This is a genomic window from Arthrobacter sp. K410C (genome assembly GCF_059090105.1).
The window spans coordinates 178,627-195,152 of the sequence record NZ_JBNHFJ010000001.1 but is presented as its reverse complement, the minus strand read 5'-3'; the positions used below and the strand labels follow the sequence as shown (position 1 = coordinate 195,152).

At 65.0% G+C, this 16,526-nt stretch carries 11 protein-coding genes and 2 tRNA genes; 5 read left to right on the top strand and 8 right to left on the bottom strand.

The genetic code is table 11. From position 1 onward, the window contains the following. Positions 1-70: 70 nt before the first annotated feature. From AC5RU7_RS00960 to bcp, 6 genes are all read right to left on the bottom strand, one after another. A complete protein-coding gene (locus AC5RU7_RS00960) occupies positions 71-3,301 on the bottom strand; it encodes an efflux RND transporter permease subunit (RefSeq protein ID WP_494050716.1) in 3,231 nt (1,076 codons plus the stop codon). Positions 3,302-3,370: 69 nt separating this feature from the next. Further along, entirely contained in the window at positions 3,371-4,873 is a 1,503-nt protein-coding gene (locus AC5RU7_RS00955) for a malate:quinone oxidoreductase (RefSeq protein WP_494050715.1), read from the bottom strand. Positions 4,874-4,952: 79 nt separating this feature from the next. Beyond that, a complete protein-coding gene (locus AC5RU7_RS00950; protein WP_494050714.1) occupies positions 4,953-6,623 on the bottom strand; it encodes an ABC transporter substrate-binding protein in 1,671 nt (556 codons plus the stop codon). 189 nt (positions 6,624-6,812) lie between these two features. Continuing rightward, positions 6,813-7,493 carry a fasciclin domain-containing protein gene (locus tag AC5RU7_RS00945; RefSeq protein ID WP_494008592.1) on the bottom strand — a complete coding sequence of 227 codons (681 nt, stop codon included), beginning with the start codon at positions 7,491-7,493 and terminating at the stop codon, positions 6,813-6,815. Positions 7,494-7,767: 274 nt separating this feature from the next. Further along, positions 7,768-7,849 (bottom strand) — tRNA-Leu (locus AC5RU7_RS00940). 123 nt (positions 7,850-7,972) lie between these two features. After that, positions 7,973-8,446: a thioredoxin-dependent thiol peroxidase gene (bcp, locus tag AC5RU7_RS00935; RefSeq protein ID WP_494050713.1), complete on the bottom strand. Its 474-nt coding sequence runs from the start codon at positions 8,444-8,446 to the stop codon at positions 7,973-7,975. A 96-nt stretch (positions 8,447-8,542) separates the two neighbouring features. On the opposite strand from bcp, the gene AC5RU7_RS00930 reads away from it, so the two are divergent. Next, positions 8,543-8,998 (top strand): MarR family winged helix-turn-helix transcriptional regulator, encoded by a 456-nt coding sequence (locus AC5RU7_RS00930; protein ID WP_494008985.1) that lies wholly within the window; start codon positions 8,543-8,545, stop codon positions 8,996-8,998. A gap of 192 nt (positions 8,999-9,190) precedes the next feature. Here AC5RU7_RS00930 and AC5RU7_RS00925 read toward each other — a convergent pair. Together AC5RU7_RS00925 and AC5RU7_RS00920 are read right to left on the bottom strand one after the other, a co-directional pair. Beyond that, positions 9,191-9,266 (bottom strand) — tRNA-Lys (locus AC5RU7_RS00925). Positions 9,267-9,526: 260 nt separating this feature from the next. Further along, positions 9,527-10,615: a sunset domain-containing protein gene (locus AC5RU7_RS00920; protein WP_494050712.1), complete on the bottom strand. Its 1,089-nt coding sequence runs from the start codon at positions 10,613-10,615 to the stop codon at positions 9,527-9,529. 261 nt (positions 10,616-10,876) lie between these two features. Between AC5RU7_RS00920 and ilvD the strand changes: the two genes are divergently transcribed. The 4 genes from ilvD (at position 10,877) to ilvC (ending at position 16,506) form a co-directional block, all read left to right on the top strand. Beyond that, positions 10,877-12,595 (top strand): dihydroxy-acid dehydratase, encoded by a 1,719-nt coding sequence (gene ilvD / locus AC5RU7_RS00915; RefSeq protein ID WP_494050711.1) that lies wholly within the window; start codon positions 10,877-10,879, stop codon positions 12,593-12,595. Positions 12,596-12,977: 382 nt separating this feature from the next. After that, positions 12,978-14,885, top strand: coding sequence for an acetolactate synthase large subunit (locus AC5RU7_RS00910; protein WP_494050710.1), 1,908 nt, complete (start codon positions 12,978-12,980; stop codon positions 14,883-14,885). 2 nt (positions 14,886-14,887) lie between these two features. Then, positions 14,888-15,400 (top strand): acetolactate synthase small subunit, encoded by a 513-nt coding sequence (ilvN, locus tag AC5RU7_RS00905; protein ID WP_494008587.1) that lies wholly within the window; start codon positions 14,888-14,890, stop codon positions 15,398-15,400. Between the two features lie 80 nt (positions 15,401-15,480). Further along, the gene (gene ilvC / locus AC5RU7_RS00900; RefSeq protein ID WP_494050709.1) at positions 15,481-16,506 is read left to right on the top strand and encodes a ketol-acid reductoisomerase; all 1,026 of its coding nucleotides are present in this window, start codon (positions 15,481-15,483) and stop codon (positions 16,504-16,506) included. The last annotated feature ends 20 nt before the right edge of the window (positions 16,507-16,526 follow it).

The following is a 16,526-nucleotide window of genomic DNA, read 5'->3' as shown; positions in this document are numbered from 1 at the left end:
GTAAACCAACTTAGATGCATTTGCATCTATCGCCGGATACAACGCGGCCGGGCGGCGAATATTCCCTGTTCTACTCCGGGCTTCCCTGGGCGGCACGGCGGCCGCTGACCTTCGGCACCATTCCCGTGGTCCAGTCGTCGAATTCATCATCCACGTCGGCCGTCTGGGCAAACTCGGGGCGCTCCTGGAGCTCCCGGAGCAGCGCCTTCTTCTCGCGCCGGCCCTCCACCAACCGGTACAGCACCGGGACGAGGACGAGCGTCAGGGCAGTGGACGAGACAAGCCCGCCGATCACCACCACGGCCAGCGGCTGCGAAATGAAGCCCCCGCCGCCCGTCAGGCCCATCGCCATGGGGGTGAGGGCGAAGACCGTTGCCAGCGCCGTCATGAGGATGGGCCGAAGCCGCTGGCGGGCACCGTGCGTGATGGCGTCCGCAACGTTCATGCCCGGCCGTCCGTCACGCGGCTGCCGGTACTGGTTGATGAGGTCGATCAGCACGATGGCGTTGGTGACCACAATGCCCACCAGCATGAGCATGCCGATCAGGGACGGCAGGCCAAGCGGGACGCCTGTCACCAGCAGCAGGGCCACGGCCCCGGTGGCCGCGAACGGCACGGAGACCAGCAGGATCAGCGGCTGGACCAGGGACTTGAAGGTGGCCACCATGATCACGTACACGATGGCGATGGCCGCCAGCAGGGCCAGGCCGAGCTGCCGGAACGATTCCGCCTGCTGCGTGGTTGCGCCGCCGATTTCGGCGGTCACCCCGGGCGGGAGCTGCACATCGGCCAGGCGCTTCTGGACTTCGGCGCTGACCGCGCCAAGGTTGGAGCCCGACGGCGTGACGGACACCCGTGCGGTCCGCTGCCCGTTGCTGGCCGTGATGGAGACCGGAACGTCCACCTGTTCCACTGACGCGATGCTGCCTAGGGTCACAGGGCCGGCAGCTGCGGGCAGCGGGATGTTCCGGACGGCGTCGATGCTGGTGAACCGGGTTCCCTTGCCGATCTGCACGGGGAAGTCGTCGGTCTCGATCCGGACTTCGCCTGCCGGGATGGGGCTGATAGTGGACGCAAGGACCCCGGCAACCTGTTCTTCGTTGAGGCCCGCTGCCACCGCCTTGGCCCTGTCCACCTTCACCTGCACCACGGGCTGGGTGGCTGCAAGGTTGGTTTCCACCTCGCTGCTGCCGGGGACACCGGCCATGGCCGCAACCATCGTGTCGCTGGCTTCCTGCAGGTCGGCCGTGCTGGCTGCCTTGAGGGTGATGTCCACCGTGGAGGACGTGCCGAAGCCGCCCTGCTGCGTCCCCACGGATACCTTGCCCGAATCCGGCACCTTGGCCAGTTCGGAGCGCACGGTGTCCTGCAGCTCCACCTGGTCCGCCTTTTCGTCGGTGACCACAGTGAATGTCGAATTCGAGGAGCCGGTGGAGACGAGGGCGGCGAACCCGGCCTGCGCGTTGCCGGACGTCACCTGGACGTCTTTGATGCCGTCGATGCCGCGCAGTACCGCCTCCAGCCGGACGGCCGCCGCACTGGTGTCCGCCAGGCTGGTTCCGGCGGGGAGCACCTGGCGCACGGTCATGCTGTTCTGGCCGGAGTTGCCGAGGAGGTTGGTGGCCAGCAGGGGAGCCATGGCAGCGGTTGCGCCCAGCACCAGCGCCGCGGCCACCAGGGTGATGACGGGGTGCTTCTGGGTGGAGGTGAGGATGGGCAGGTAGCCCCGCTGCAGCCGGCTGCGCTGCTCGGCTTCCTGCGCCTTCGCCCGCGCTTCGGCGGCGAAAGCACGGGCCGCGGCAGAATCGGCTTGCAGGCCGGGCGCTGCGCCCTTGTTCCGGAGGAACCAGTAGGCCAGGACCGGAACGATGGTCAGTGAGACCAGCAGGGAGGCCAGCAGTGCCATGGTGACAGTCAGGGCGAAGGGCCGGAACAGCTCGCCGGCCAGTTCGCCCACGAAGGCAATGGGGAGGAACACGGCCACCGTGGTCAGGGTGGAGGCTGTGATGGCACCGGCAACCTCCCGGATGGCGGTGAGGATGGCGGTGACCTTCTCCTCCCCGTACGTGAGATGCCGCTTGATGTTTTCGATGACAACGATCGAGTCGTCCACCACCCGGCCGATGGCGATGGTGAGCGCGCCGAGTGTCAGGATGTTCAGCGAGTATTTGGTGGCGGACAACCCGATAAAGGTGATCAGCAGGGACAGGGGGATGGAAACCGCGGTCACCAGGGTGGAACGGGCGGACATCAGGAAGACCAGGATGACGGCCACGGCGAAGCCCAGTCCCAGCAGGCCTTCGGTGGTCAGGTCCTTGATGGACTTTTCGATGAAGGGTGCCTGGTCGAAGACCGGCGTGAACTTCGCGCCGGATCCCAGCTCGGTCTCCAGGTCGCCCAGTATGTCCCGCACGGCGTGGGAGATGGCCACGGTGTCACCCTCGGGCTTCTTGGTGACGGACACCGCAAGGGTTTCCTCCCCGTTGGTACGGGTGATGGACGTGCGTTCGTCGTCCTGCAGCGACACATCTGCCACGCTGCCAACGGTTGCGGAGTTCCTGGTCCCGGAAAGCGGCAGGGCCTTGATGGCATCGAGCGAGTCCACGGGGCTGCCGATCTGCAGCGACAGCGTCTTGCCTTGTTCCTCCAGGGTTCCGGCCGGCACCAGTGCGCCATTGTTTGCCAGCGCGTCCCGGATGGAGGTGATGCTGGCCCCCGCGGCGGCCATGGCCTCCGGGCGGGGAAGGATCTCGATGTGCTGGGTGGCGCCGCCCGTGACGTCGGCTCCCCGGACGCCGTCGATCTTCTGCAGCCTCGGCACGCTCAGCCGCTGAAGGTCGGCGTTGAGCTCGCTGAGCGGTTTGTCCGAGGACACGGCCAGGAAAACGATGGGGAAGTCACTGATGCTGCCGGCGATGGCCTGCGGCTGGACATCCTCCGGCAGCGTCCTCTTGGCGTTGGAGATTGCGCGGTCGATCTGGGCGCGGGCGCGGTCCAGGTTGGAGCCGTAGGTGAACACCAGGGTGATCTGCGAAACCCCGTTCCGGGAAGTGGAGGAGGTGGACTCCAGCCCCTCCACCCCGTTGAGCGCCGTCTCCAGCGGCCCGCTCACCTGTTTGTCCACAACCTCCGGAGAGGCTCCGGGCATGGCCGTGAGTACCGTGATCTGCGGGAACTCAATGGAAGGAATGAGCTCCTGCTTCAGCGACGTCATGGTGATCACGCCGAAGACGGACGCGAAGACGGTGATCAGTGCGATCAGCGCCCGGTTCGCCAGGGAGAGGTGGGCCAGACGGAACATCGCATGAACTCCTGGAGGGTAGGGGAACTGGGACGTCCCCGCTGGTGCCGGCCGGTGGCCGAAGCCGGGTCAGCGGCCGGCAGTAACGCTCTCCAGCTGCAGTGACTTGGCGGTCGCCTGCTCCAGCTCCACGGCTAGGTCCGGATTCTCATCCAGCTTCACCCCGTAGCCGGGCATCATGTCCTTGAGCTTCGACTGCCAGCCCTTGAAGTTCTTCGGGAACGTCTTCTGCAGCAGTTCGATCATGATGGGAACAGCGGTCGAAGCTCCGGGGGACGCGCCCAGGAGCGCGCCGATGGAGCCGTCACGGCCGGCGATCACTTCAGTACCGAATTGCAGGACACCGCCCTTGTTCGGGTCTTTCTTGATGATCTGTACACGCTGGCCGGCGGTAATCAGTTCCCAGTCGCCATCCTTGGCCTCGGGGTAGTACTCGCGCAGCGCCTCGACCTTGTCCCCGTGCCGCTTGGCCACTTCCTTGATCAGGTAGGCGGTGAGGTCCATGTTGTCCTTGGCCACGGCAAGCATGGGAATGATGTTGGACGGGCGGATGGACAGCGGCAGGTCCAGGTAGGAGCCGTTCTTGAGGAAGTTGGTGGAGAATCCGGCGTAGGGGCCGAACAGCAGCGAACGCTTGCCGTCCACGTACCGGGTGTCAAGGTGCGGGACGGACATGGGCGGGGCACCCACCGACGCCTGGCCGTACACCTTGGCGCTGTGCTGGGCCGCGATGGTTTCGTCCGTGCAGCGGAAGAACTGGCCGGACACGGGGAAGCCGCCGTAGCCCTTGCTCTCCGGGATGCCGGAAGCCTGGAGCAGGTGGAGGGCGCCGCCGCCGGCGCCGACAAAGACGAACTTGGCATGGATCTTGCCGTGCTCTCCGGACTTCGGGTACTTCAGCGAGAGGTCCCAGCCGCCGCCGGACGCGCGGGAAATGCCCGTGACGTCATGGCCGTAGTTGATTTCGACGCCGTTGTTCCCCAGGTACGTGGTCAGTTCGCGGGTCAGTGCCCCGAAGTCCACGTCGGTACCTTCGGCGGCACGCGTGGCGGCAACGCGCTGCTTCGGGTCGCGTCCCTTGACGATCAGCGGAGCCCACTTGGCGATCTGGGCCTGGTCCTCCGAGTACTCCATGCTCCGGAACAGGGCGTGCGGCTTCAATGCCTCATACCGGGTCTTCAGGAAGCGGGTGTGGTCCTCGCCGATCACGAAGCTCATGTGCGGCACGGTGTTGATGAAGCCCTTGGGCGAACCGATGAGGTTCCTATCCACCAGGTGGGACCAGAACTGCCGGGAGAGCTGGAACTGTTCGTTGATGAGCAGTGCCTTGGCGGGGTTTACTGAGCCGTCCTTGGCCGCAGGGGAGTAGTTGAGCTCGCAGAGGGCGGCGTGGCCGGTTCCTGCGTTGTTCCACGGGCCTGAGCTTTCCAGCCCGGGCTGGTCCAGCCGCTCGAACAGGGAGATGGTCCAGGTCGGCTCCAGCTGCTTGAGAAATGCCCCCAGCGTGGCGCTCATGATGCCGCCGCCAATCAGGACGACGTCGGCATGCGGGGTCTTGGAAATGAAGGTCACGATCAGTCTCCGATTGCAGCGGCTCTGGCTGTCACAGAATATCCCCGGGCAGCCGACATACTGAAATTGGATGCGCTCGTCAAGGCTTTAGTTGCACCTTCGTGAAAACTTCATTTAAGACCGGCGAAGCCGGGTAGCCCACCACCCGGTCGGAGAGGGCAAGTGCCGAGATCGGGAAGGCAATTGGAACTGCCGGTACGGTGGCAGCAATCTGGGCGTTGATGGTGTGATATTGCTCATCCCGCTCCTGGCCTTCCGGCAGGCCCCGGGCGCGGTTGATCTTGGAGAAGACCTGCGGATCCTGGTAACCGAACTCACCGTTCTTTTCCCCGAACAAGGGACCCACGAAGTTGTCGGCATCGGAATAGGAGCCGTTCCAGCCGAGGAGGTGGAGGGCGTGGTCGCCGGGGGACTGGACCTTCTGGAGGTAGCCTTCGGACCATTCCACCGGGACGGGGCGGATGTTGAAGCCCGCCGCGGTGAGCTGCCGGCTGAGCTCTGCATACACTTTTTCGGGCGTGGGCAGGTACGGCCGTGTCACGTTCAGCGGGTAGTAGAACTTCAGTTCCTCGCCCGCGTAGCCGGCTTCCTTGAGGTACTCCTTGGCTTTTGCAAGGTTGTGGCCCAGTTCCGGGGCATCGTTGTTGAAGCCGCTGATCTTCGGCGGGACAAACTGTGTTGCCCTTGCGGTGTTGTCGATGAAGAACTTCCGGATCAGGGTTTCCTTGTCGATGGCCATCTCGATGGCCTGGCGGACCAACAGACTCTGCAGGACCGGAACCTCCTGGTTGATGCCCACATACATCACCGAGAACGGGTCCCGCTGGACGATCTGCTTTCCACGCTTGACCAGTTGGTCGAAATTGCCGACGGTCACGGCATCGTAGCCGTCGATCTTGCCGTCAAGCAGGGCCTGGAGCCGGAGCTGCGGATGGTTGTAGGCCAGGAAGTTGATGGTGGCAATCTGGCCCCTCTCGCCCCAGTAGGCCTTGTTGGTGACCAGGGTGACGCTTTGTGCTTCCCAGGCGGCGAACCTGAAGGGGCCTGTGCCCACGGGATTTGTGGCGAACGCGGACAGCGGGGGACCGCCGCGGTCCTGGTCCAGGACGTCTGCCCTGCCGGCGGCGAGGGCGGCAGGCGATGCCATGGCAAACGCGGGGAGGGTGAGGGCCTGGAGGAAGGCAGTGAACCGCTGGGTGAGGTCAATGCGTACCCTGTGCTCGGACAAGGCGGTGCAGCTCTTGAAAATAGACAGGTCGGGCTCATCCGAATGCGCCTTGAAGACCCCCTTGAACGAGCTGCCCGGGGCCTGCCGGCGGAGGTCCGGGGAGAAGGCGAACCATCGGTTGAAGTTAATGCAGACGGCTTCCGCATTAAAGGGTGTGCCGTCATGGAAGACCACTCCCTTGCGCAGCGTGAACGTGTAGGAGCGGCCTTGGTTGGACTCGCTCCATTCCGTAGCCAGCAAGGGCGTGGGCTTGCCTGTGGTCTGGTCCACGCCCACCAGGCCCTCGAGGATCTGCCGGGTGATCCGCTGCGACTCGACGTCGCTGGACAGTGCCGGGTCCAGTCCCAGGGGCTGGGCTGCGGTGCCGAAGCTAAAGGTGGCAGTGGGTTCGGCCGGGGTGGTGGCGCTGGGTGAACCGGAGGACGGCGACGGGGCCGGAGCGGCGGTGCACGAGGCCGCGCCCAGTGCCAGGAGGGCGGCGCCGGCCGTCAGGACGGTCCGCCGCGATGGACTGCTGGGCACTCGTGGATCACCTCTGGATATCGCCGGTCCGCTACCTGCGGGCCGGAAAGCCCAGTCTAATTGACGGTTCTGCCGGTCCCGGTAAGGCTGTTGCTCCTGTGATGCCGCTGCCGCTTAAGCACCGGCGCCGGGCTCCGCGGGTGGCGGGGCCCGGCGTCCGGATGGCATACCGTGCGGTTGGCTTGCTGCCTACTTGGGCATCAGCACCGAGTCGATCAGGTAGACGGTGGCGTTCTTGGTCTGGACGCCGCCGCAGATCACGCTGGCGTCGTCAACCTTGAGCGCGTCGCCGCTGCCGCTCACGGTGACCGAGCCGCCCTGGACAGTTGCGTGGGTGCCGGCAATCATGTCGGGACTGATCTGCCCGGGGACAACGTGGTAGGTGAGGATCTTGCTCAGGAGTGCGTCGTCGGTCTTCAGGGTTTCGATGGTGGCCGGGTCGATCTTGGCAAAGGCCTCATCTACCGGAGCGAAAACCGTGAATTCGCCACCGTTGAGCGTGTCCACCAGGTCAACCTTGGGGTTCAGCTTTCCGGAAACGGCAGAGGTCAGGGTGGTCAGGATGGGGTTGTTCGAGGCGGCAACGGCAACGGGATCAAGGGCCATGCCCTCAACCGAGCCGGCGCCGGTGGGTACCTGCTCCGCGTAGGCAGCGCAACCCGGGCCCACCAGGTTTGCTGCGGGATCCATGGCAGCGGCGGACGGGCTCGCCGAGGGGGAGGCGGCCATGCTGGAGGGGGCCGCGGACGGGCTCTCAGCCGCGGCGGAGGACCCCGAGGCGCTGCCGGTGCCGCCACAGGCCGTCAGGCCCAGCAATGCTGCAGCTGCAACGCCTGCGACGCTGAAGGTTGTGCGCGTGATTGTCTGCATTTCAGTTCTCCTTGGATCATGGCTTCTGCCCGCCACAAACGGGGTGTCCGCGGCGTCTATCAGTTCTGGCTTTGTAAGCACCTGCCCGGGCTGGTGTCTCATTGGCTATTCGGCCGGAGGGCAGGACCGGATGGGTGGATCCAGGAAGTTTTTCGGCGGCGGACGAAATCCGGCGGCAGCGACAAGAGCAGGTGAAGGAGCAGATCGGCGGGTTAACGCAGAAAATCCCCCGGTGCCGGATGGCTCACGGACCGGGGGATCTTCTGATGTGATGTGCGCAAGGGGGGACTTGAACCCCCACGCCCGAAGGCACAGGAACCTAAATCCTGCGTGTCTGCCAATTTCACCACTCGCGCGCGGCCTCATGCCGAAGGACGGAAAACCAGTACCTCAAACAGTACGGAAACCATGTACGACGGCGGATGCCAGTCTTTATTGTAGCCTCGCCCGCGCCGCGGCCGGGCCAGGCAGCGGTACGGTCAGGCGTCCAGCTTCAGGTCGCGGCGCAGCTTGGCCACGTGGCCGGTTGCGCGGACGTTGTACTGGGCCAGCAGAACCTTGCCGTCGGGGTCCACCACGATGGTGGACCGGATCAGGCCCTCGTAGGTCTTTCCGTAGTTCTTCTTTTCACCCCAGGCACCGTAGGCCTCTGCCACCGCGTGGTCCTCATCAGCGAGCAGGGGAAAAGTCAGTTCCTCCTTGGCGGCGAACTTGGCCAGCTTTTCCACCGGGTCCGGCGAGATCCCCAGTACGTCGTACCCGGCGGCCTGCAGGGACGACAGGCTGTCCCGGAAGTCGCAGGCCTCCTTGGTGCAGCCCGGGGTGGACGCGGCCGGGTAGAAGTAGACGATGGTGTGCCGGCCGCTGCCCGGGGACAGGCTGACGTCCTTGCCGCCCGAGTCTTTCAGGGTAAATGCGGGGGCTTTGTCACCGGTCACGAGTCTGTCAGCCATTGTTTTTCTCCTAGTTGCAGGCGGGACACAACAGCCTAGTAAGGGGGAGGGGCCGGTGCTAATCGGCACTTGGCTATACTTGCTGCTATGCCTGATATGGAGCACTGGCCCACGGGACGCCTCTTGTCCACTGCTGCGCGCCTCGTAGAACACTCATGGAACGAAAAACTTGGTGCCATCGGTCTCACGCACGCCGGAGTCATAGCCATTGAGGTTTTGGCTGCCCAGGGACCCATGACCCAGGCACAGCTTGCCCAATTTGTGCGTGTGCAGGCACAGACCATGGGCAAAACCCTCAGCCGGCTTGAGTCGCACGGGCACATCATCCGGGTGCGCAGCACGTCGGACCGCAGGAGCCACGTGGTGTCACTCACCGAACGGGGCAAGGAGGCTGTTGCGGCCGCCGTCGAGATGGAGCGTTCCGTCCTTGCCTCGGCGTCGATCGACCCTGAAGTACTCCGGCAGGAGCTCAAGGCCGTGGTCCGGGAACTCGCCAGCCAGTTCGGCACAGTGCCCAGCAACGCCGCGGCGCTTGTGGAGAATTCACCCTAGGCAGGTCCTGCCGACGTCTGTTCCGGACAAGCGGGGCGTGACTGCAGTTTCACTATGAAACTGCAGCCACGCCTTTTTTGTTGGCGTCGACCGTTCTGATGACGATGGATACGGCGTTGGTACTGCGCATCGTGATGGAAAACAAAACAGCCCCCGGCCCGCGTTTCCGCAAGCCAGAGGCTGTTTTCCCAGTGGTGCACCCCCCGGGACTTGAACCCGGAACCCATTGATTAAGAGTCAATTGCTCTGCCAATTGAGCTAGAGGTGCATCTTGTTTGTTTCAGTCATCCGGGCTTTTTCTTTCCCGTTGACCTCCGCAACGACATGAAACTCTACACGAACTTTTGGTGCATGTGAAATCGGGTCCCGCTTCGAGGGGTGGGTCACACCTGGGGCAGGCAAACCCCCGGAAAATCAAAGTTTTCCGGGGGTTTGCCTGCCTCAATGCCTGTCCGGAAAGACGTCCTGATCCGCCTTGCCCGGCTGACGCCCTGCTGTGAGTTGGAGCACAGGCTGCATGGGCGGCTGCTAAAGGCGCTTCCGCCGGGGTGCCCGGAAGCCCGCAGCCTCCGCATGTGCCGCCGACTCGAACCAGACGTCAGCCCGGGTTTCCCCGAAGTCCGGGTGCCCTTCCTCGTAGTAGACCATCGCGCCGGCGTCGCCCTTGACCTCGAACCCGGCAGGTCCGCTGCCGTCCGGGCCCGCTGCGGCCGAGCCGGCACCATAGGGTTCGGCTGCGGCGAGGTGCCCTGCGGCTTCCGGCTGGTATCCGGTCCCCGCTTCTTCCCCGGGACGCCGGTCCTGTACGTCGTGGTCCGCCCCGGTTTCAACCAGGGCCGAGGACTGTGTCCTGTCCAGCGTCTCGGCTTCGGCGGCACCAGGCGGAACGGCCGCGCCGGTGGGCCTGACGGTTCCACCTGGCCCCGCCGCCATCCCGTGGGTGGCAGGGGAGGTGGTTCCGGTGGCGCCTGTCCGGGCCGTTGCCGGCGTGCCGGCGTCGTCCGCTTCTTCCACCGCAGCGGTTTCGGCGCCCGGGAGGGTGGGCGCATGCGGTTCCGTGTACTCGGGGTGGTGGACGGGGCGGGCTGCTTCCGTGGTGGAGTGTTCCGCGGCGCCTTCAGGTACTGGCGGCGTTGCTGTTCCGGGGGAGGCGTGCGATGCCCGAGCGGAGCCGGCAGTGGCGGAGGAGGACCCGCCTGCTTCGGACCACTGGGTTTCCCATTCGGCCTGGTCCTGGTGCCGCCGCTCATCGCCGGACGTCTTACTCGCGGTGTCATGGGCCCCATCCGCTGTGGTGGCCGGCGTTGCCGCGCTGGAACCTGCTGCTGACCGTTCCTGCCGCGGCGCTTCCCCAACCGGTTCCGGAGCCGGTTCATCGGCGGTGGTGGGTGCTGCGGGCTCGGCAGGACGGCCGAACCCGGCGGCAGTGGCGATCCCCGTGGTGCCTGCCGCCTCCGCGGAAGGAGCGGCCCCGCCTGAGGACAGTGCGCCGTCGCTGCGCGGAGCATTCGTCACTGTCGGCTCCTGCCGCGACTTCGTCGTGTTGCTGCGGTTCAGCAACCACCACACAACGCCGACGGCCACCACGATCAGAATGACCCAGAAAAATGTATCCATGGCTAACCCTTCAGTCAGGAGGCAAGGTGTCCTGCCCCGACGCTACGTCGGGCACCTAATGCTGTCTAGGTTTTCGCAGGTGGGAAGCGGGGCGCGGCACAGGCGGGCGTGAGGCGGACCACACCGCTTGAGCCCGGGCTGGACTCCCCGTCTCAGAATGCGAGATGCAAGTCCAGTATCTGGCAGAAATAATTGCTCTTTTGGGCTTTGACCACCCTGTAGGGTCCTTTTGGCCTCCATCAGAGCCATAGACTTTCCCCTATGAGTGACACCACCATCGCATCCGACAACAAGCCTGACATCAAACCCCGGAGCCGGGTCGTAACCGACGGAATCCACGCTGCACCGGCACGTGGCATGTTCCGGGCGGTCGGCATGGGGGACGACGACTTCGCGAAGCCCCAGGTTGGTGTCGCGAGCTCGTGGAACGAAATCACTCCCTGCAACCTCTCCCTTAACCGCCTTGCCCAGGGCGCCAAGGAAGGCGTTCACGCCGGCGGCGGCTTCCCCATGCAGTTCGGCACCATCTCCGTCTCGGACGGCATCTCGATGGGCCATGAGGGCATGCACTTTTCCCTGGTGTCCCGCGAAGTCATCGCAGATTCCGTGGAAACCGTCATGCAGGCCGAGCGCATCGACGGATCCGTGCTGCTCGCAGGCTGCGACAAGTCGCTTCCCGGCATGCTCATGGCAGCTGCCCGCCTGGACCTGTCCAGCGTGTTCCTCTACGCCGGCTCCATCATGCCCGGCTGGGTCAAGCTCGAGGACGGCTCCGAAAAGGAAGTCACCCTCATCGATGCCTTCGAGGCTGTCGGCGCCTGCGCTGCCGGCAAGATGAGCATGGAGGACCTGACCCGGATCGAAAAGGCCATCTGCCCCGGCGAAGGTGCCTGCGGCGGCATGTACACCGCCAACACCATGGCCTGCATCGGCGAAGCCCTGGGTATGTCCCTGCCCGGCTCCGCAGCCCCGCCCTCGGCAGACCGCCGTCGCGACGAATTCGCCCGCAAGTCCGGCGAAGCCGTGGTCAACCTGCTGCGCCAGGGCATCACCGCCCGCGACATCATGACCAAGAAGGCGTTCGAGAACGCCATCGCCGTGACCATGGCGTTCGGCGGCTCCACCAACGCCGTCCTGCACCTGCTGGCGATCGCCCGCGAGGCGGAGGTCGAGCTGACCCTGGACGACTTCAACCGCATCGGCGACAAGATCCCGCACCTTGGCGACCTCAAGCCCTTCGGCCGCTACGTGATGACGGACGTCGACAAGATCGGCGGTGTGCCGGTCATCATGAAGGCCCTGCTCGACGCCGGCCTGCTGCACGGGGATTGCCTCACCGTGACCGGCAAGACCGTCGCGGAGAACCTCGAAGCCATCAATCCGCCGGATGTGGACGGCAAGATCCTGCGCGCGCTGGACAACCCCATCCACAAGACCGGCGGCATCACCATCCTGCACGGCTCGCTGGCCCCTGAAGGCGCCGTCGTCAAAAGCGCCGGCTTCGATGCCGACGTCTTCGAAGGCACCGCCCGCGTGTTCGAGCGGGAGCAGGGTGCCCTGGATGCGCTGGACAACGGCCAGATCCAGAAGGGCGACGTGGTGGTCATCCGCTACGAAGGCCCCAAGGGCGGCCCGGGAATGCGCGAGATGCTCGCCATCACCGGTGCCATCAAGGGTGCGGGCCTGGGCAAGGACGTCCTGCTCCTGACCGACGGCCGGTTCTCCGGCGGCACCACCGGCCTGTGCATCGGCCACGTTGCGCCTGAAGCGGTCGACGGCGGCCCCATCGCCTTCGTCAAGGACGGTGACCGGATCCGCGTGGACATCGCCGCCCGCAGCTTCGACCTGCTGGTTGACGAAGCCGAGCTCGAAGCCCGCAAGGCGGGCTGGGAGCCGCTGCCGGCCCGTTACACCAAGGGTGTGTTGGCCAAGTACGCAAAGCTGGTGCACAGCGCATCAACGGGTGCATATTGCGGCTAAGGCCTACCCAATGGATGCGGCGCAGAGCGCCGCATCCATTGGGACCCGCGGCCTTAGCCTTATTAAGCCCTGCCGCCTTCAGCGGTCGGCTACAGTAAGGCGGGCACGCTTTAGCTCTACTGCAGCTCAAAGGGTGGACAATGCTGTCCACATGGTGAGATAGGGTGATGCCTCGTTGACACTCATCCCACCAGAGGGAAAACTGAACGCATGACTTTCGTTACCGCCGGCACCGTCGTCGTCCTTACCAAGCGCGTGGCACTATAGCCTCCTCTGGTAACGAACCGTCACGCGCAAACCCCTCGAAGAGCCGCCAGGCTGAGGGGTTTTTTTATTTCCCGCAGTTTCCATGAACCACAGATGATCCACAAGGAAGAGTCCGATGAGCAAAGGATCGCCGATCAGCCCCTCGCTGTTGGCTACCAAGTCCACTGGAGCCACCAAGGCTCCGGAACGCGCCGACCGGACGGCTGACAATGCCGCCGTCGTCGCCGACCTTGCTGCCGCCTCTCCTGTCCTTGGGCCGAACAACGTTGTACCCCCAACGGTGATGACCGGCTCGCAAGCTATTGTCCGCTCGCTCGAAGAACTCGGCGTCGACGATATTTTCGGTTTGCCTGGTGGCGCGATCCTGCCCACCTACGACCCCTTGATGGCCTCCACCATGAATCACGTGCTGGTCCGTCACGAACAGGGAGCCGGCCACGCCGCGCAAGGCTACGCCATGGTCACCGGGCGGGTTGGCGTCTGCATCGCCACCTCGGGCCCAGGTGCCACCAACCTCGTTACCGCCATCATGGATGCCCACATGGACTCCGTGCCGCTGGTGGCCATCACCGGCCAGGTGTCCAGTGGTGTGATCGGCACCGATGCTTTCCAGGAAGCGGACATCGTGGGCATCACCATGCCCATCACCAAGCACTCCTTCCTGGTCACCGACCCCAACGACATCCCGCACGTCATGGCGGAGGCGTTCCACCTCGCCTCCACCGGCCGTCCCGGCCCGGTGCTGGTGGACGTCGCCAAGGACGCCCAGGTGGGCCAGATGACCTTCTCCTGGCCGCCGAAGATCGACCTGCCCGGGTACCGCCCCGTCACCCGGGGCCACAACAAGCAGGTGCGCGAAGCGGCAAAACTCATCGCGGCTTCCACCAAACCCGTCCTGTACGTGGGCGGCGGTGTGGTCAAGGCACACGCCAGCGCCGAACTGCTGGCCCTCGCCGAGGCCACGGGAGCCCCGGTGGTTACCACGCTGATGGCCAAGGGCGTGTTCCCCGACTCGCACCCCCAGCATGTTGGCATGCCCGGCATGCACGGCAGTGTTTCCGCGGTCACGGCGCTGCAGCAGGCCGACCTCCTGATCACCCTGGGCGCACGCTTCGACGACCGCGTCACCGGCGTCCTCAAGACGTTCGCGCCGATGGCCAAGGTCATCCACGCCGACATCGACCCCGCGGAAATCTCCAAGAACCGCACGGCCGATGTCCCCATCGTTGGTTCGGTCAAGGAAATCATTCCTGAACTGACGGACGCCGTGCGTGCGCAGTTCGGCACCACCGGAACTCCGGACCTCACCACCTGGTGGGCTTTCCTGAACAACCTCAAGGAAACCTACCCGCTGGGCTGGACCGAACCGGAAGACGGCCTCACCGCTCCGCAGAAGGTCATTGAACGCATCGGCGCCCTCACCGGCCGCGAGGGCGTGTACGTGGCAGGCGTGGGCCAGCACCAGATGTGGGCGGCGCAGTTCATTAAGTACGAGCGCCCGCACGCCTGGCTGAACTCGGGTGGTGCCGGAACCATGGGCTACGCCGTACCGGCTGCCATGGGCGCCAAGGTGGGGGAGCCGGACCGGGTGGTCTGGGCCATCGACGGCGACGGTTGCTTCCAGATGACCAACCAGGAATTGGCCACCTGCGCCATCAACAACATTCCCATCAAGGTTGCCGTCATCAACAACTCTTCGCTGGGCATGGTGCGCCAGTGGCAGACCCTCTTCTACGAAGGCCGCTACTCCAACACCGACCTCAACACCGGCCACGACACCGTCCGCATCCCGGACTTCGTCAAGCTGGGCGAGGCCTACGGCTGCGCGTCCTTCCGCTGCGAACGCGACGAGGACATCGACGCCACCATCCAGAAGGCCCTCGAGATCAATGACCGGCCAGTGGTCATCGACTTCGTGGTCAGCCCCAACTCGATGGTGTGGCCGATGGTGCCAGCCGGCGTGAGTAACGACCAGATCCAGGTTGCCCGCAACATGACCCCGGAATGGGAAGAAGAGGACTGAGCATGAGCCGCCACACCCTGTCCGTCCTTGTCGAAGACAAGCCGGGCGTCCTGACCCGCGTCGCGAGCCTCTTCGCCCGCCGCGCCTTCAACATCAACTCCCTGGCCGTCGGCCCCACCGAAGTACCGGGCATCTCCCGCATGACGGTGGTTGTCGACGCCGACGGCGACCTGATCGAACAGGTCACCAAGCAGCTCAACAAGCTGATCAACGTCATCAAGATCGTTGAGCTGACCTCCGAATCTTCCGTACAGCGCGACCACATCCTGGTCAAGGTACGTGCGGATGCCGCAACACGCCTGCAGGTAACCCAGGCTGCAGACCTGTTCCGTGCCTCCGTCGTCGACGTGTCCACAGACTCGTTGGTGATCGAGGCAACCGGTACCCCGGAGAAGCTTGCAGCGCTGCTTTCAGTGCTGGAGCCCTTCGGCATCCGCGAAATCGTGCAGTCCGGCACCCTGGCCGTTGGACGGGGATCCCGCTCCATGAGTGACCGGGCGCTGCGTTCCGCCTAGGCCTGCCCAGGCGGAACTCCGCCCGGAACCGCAAGCACCACACCACCTATCTACCAAAACACTCAAGAGGAGTTACGCAAGTGACTGAAATGTTCTACGACGACGACGCCGACCTGTCGATCATCCAGGGCCGCAAGGTTGCCATCGTTGGTTACGGCTCACAGGGCCACGCCCACGCGCTCAACCTGCGCGATTCCGGCGTCGACGTCGCCATCGCCCTTCAGGAAGGCTCCAGGTCCAAGGCCAAGGCCGAGGACGCAGGCTTCACGGTCAAGAACGTCGCCGACGCCGCCGAATGGGCCGACGTCATCATGATCCTGGCGCCGGACCAGCACCAGCGCTCGATCTACAACGAGTCCATCAAGGACAAGCTGGCCCCCGGCAAGGCCCTGGCCTTCGCCCACGGCTTTAACATCCGCTTCGGCTACATCCAGGCTCCGGAAGGCGTTGACGTCATCCTGGTCGCCCCGAAGGCACCCGGCCACACCGTGCGCCGCGAATTCGAAGCCGGCCGCGGCATCCCGGACATCATCGCCGTCGAGCAGGACGCCTCCGGTTCCGCCTGGGACCTGGCCAAGTCCTACGCCAAGGCCATCGGCGGCACCCGCGCAGGCGTCATCAAGACCACCTTCACCGAAGAGACCGAAACGGACCTCTTCGGCGAGCAGGCCGTCCTGTGCGGCGGCGTCTCCCAGCTGATCCAGTACGGCTTCGAGACCCTGACCGAAGCCGGCTACCAGCCGCAGATCGCCTACTTCGAGGTGCTCCACGAGCTCAAGCTCATCGTTGACCTCATGTGGGAAGGCGGCATCGCCAAGCAGCGCTGGAGCGTCTCCGACACCGCCGAGTACGGCGACTACGTCTCCGGCCCGCGCGTCATCACCCCCGAGGTGAAGGAAAACATGAAGGCCGTCCTGGCCGACATCCAGTCCGGTGCCTTCGCCAAGCGCTTCATCGAGGACCAGGACAACGGCGGCATCGAGTTCAAGGAACTGCGCGCCAAGGCAGAGCAGCACCCCATCGAGGCCGTTGGCCGCGAGCTGCGCTCCCTGTTCTCCTGGCAGCAGCAGGACGTGGACTACGTGGAAGGCTCCGCAGCCCGCTAAGGCTGTCGGAAACTTACCCT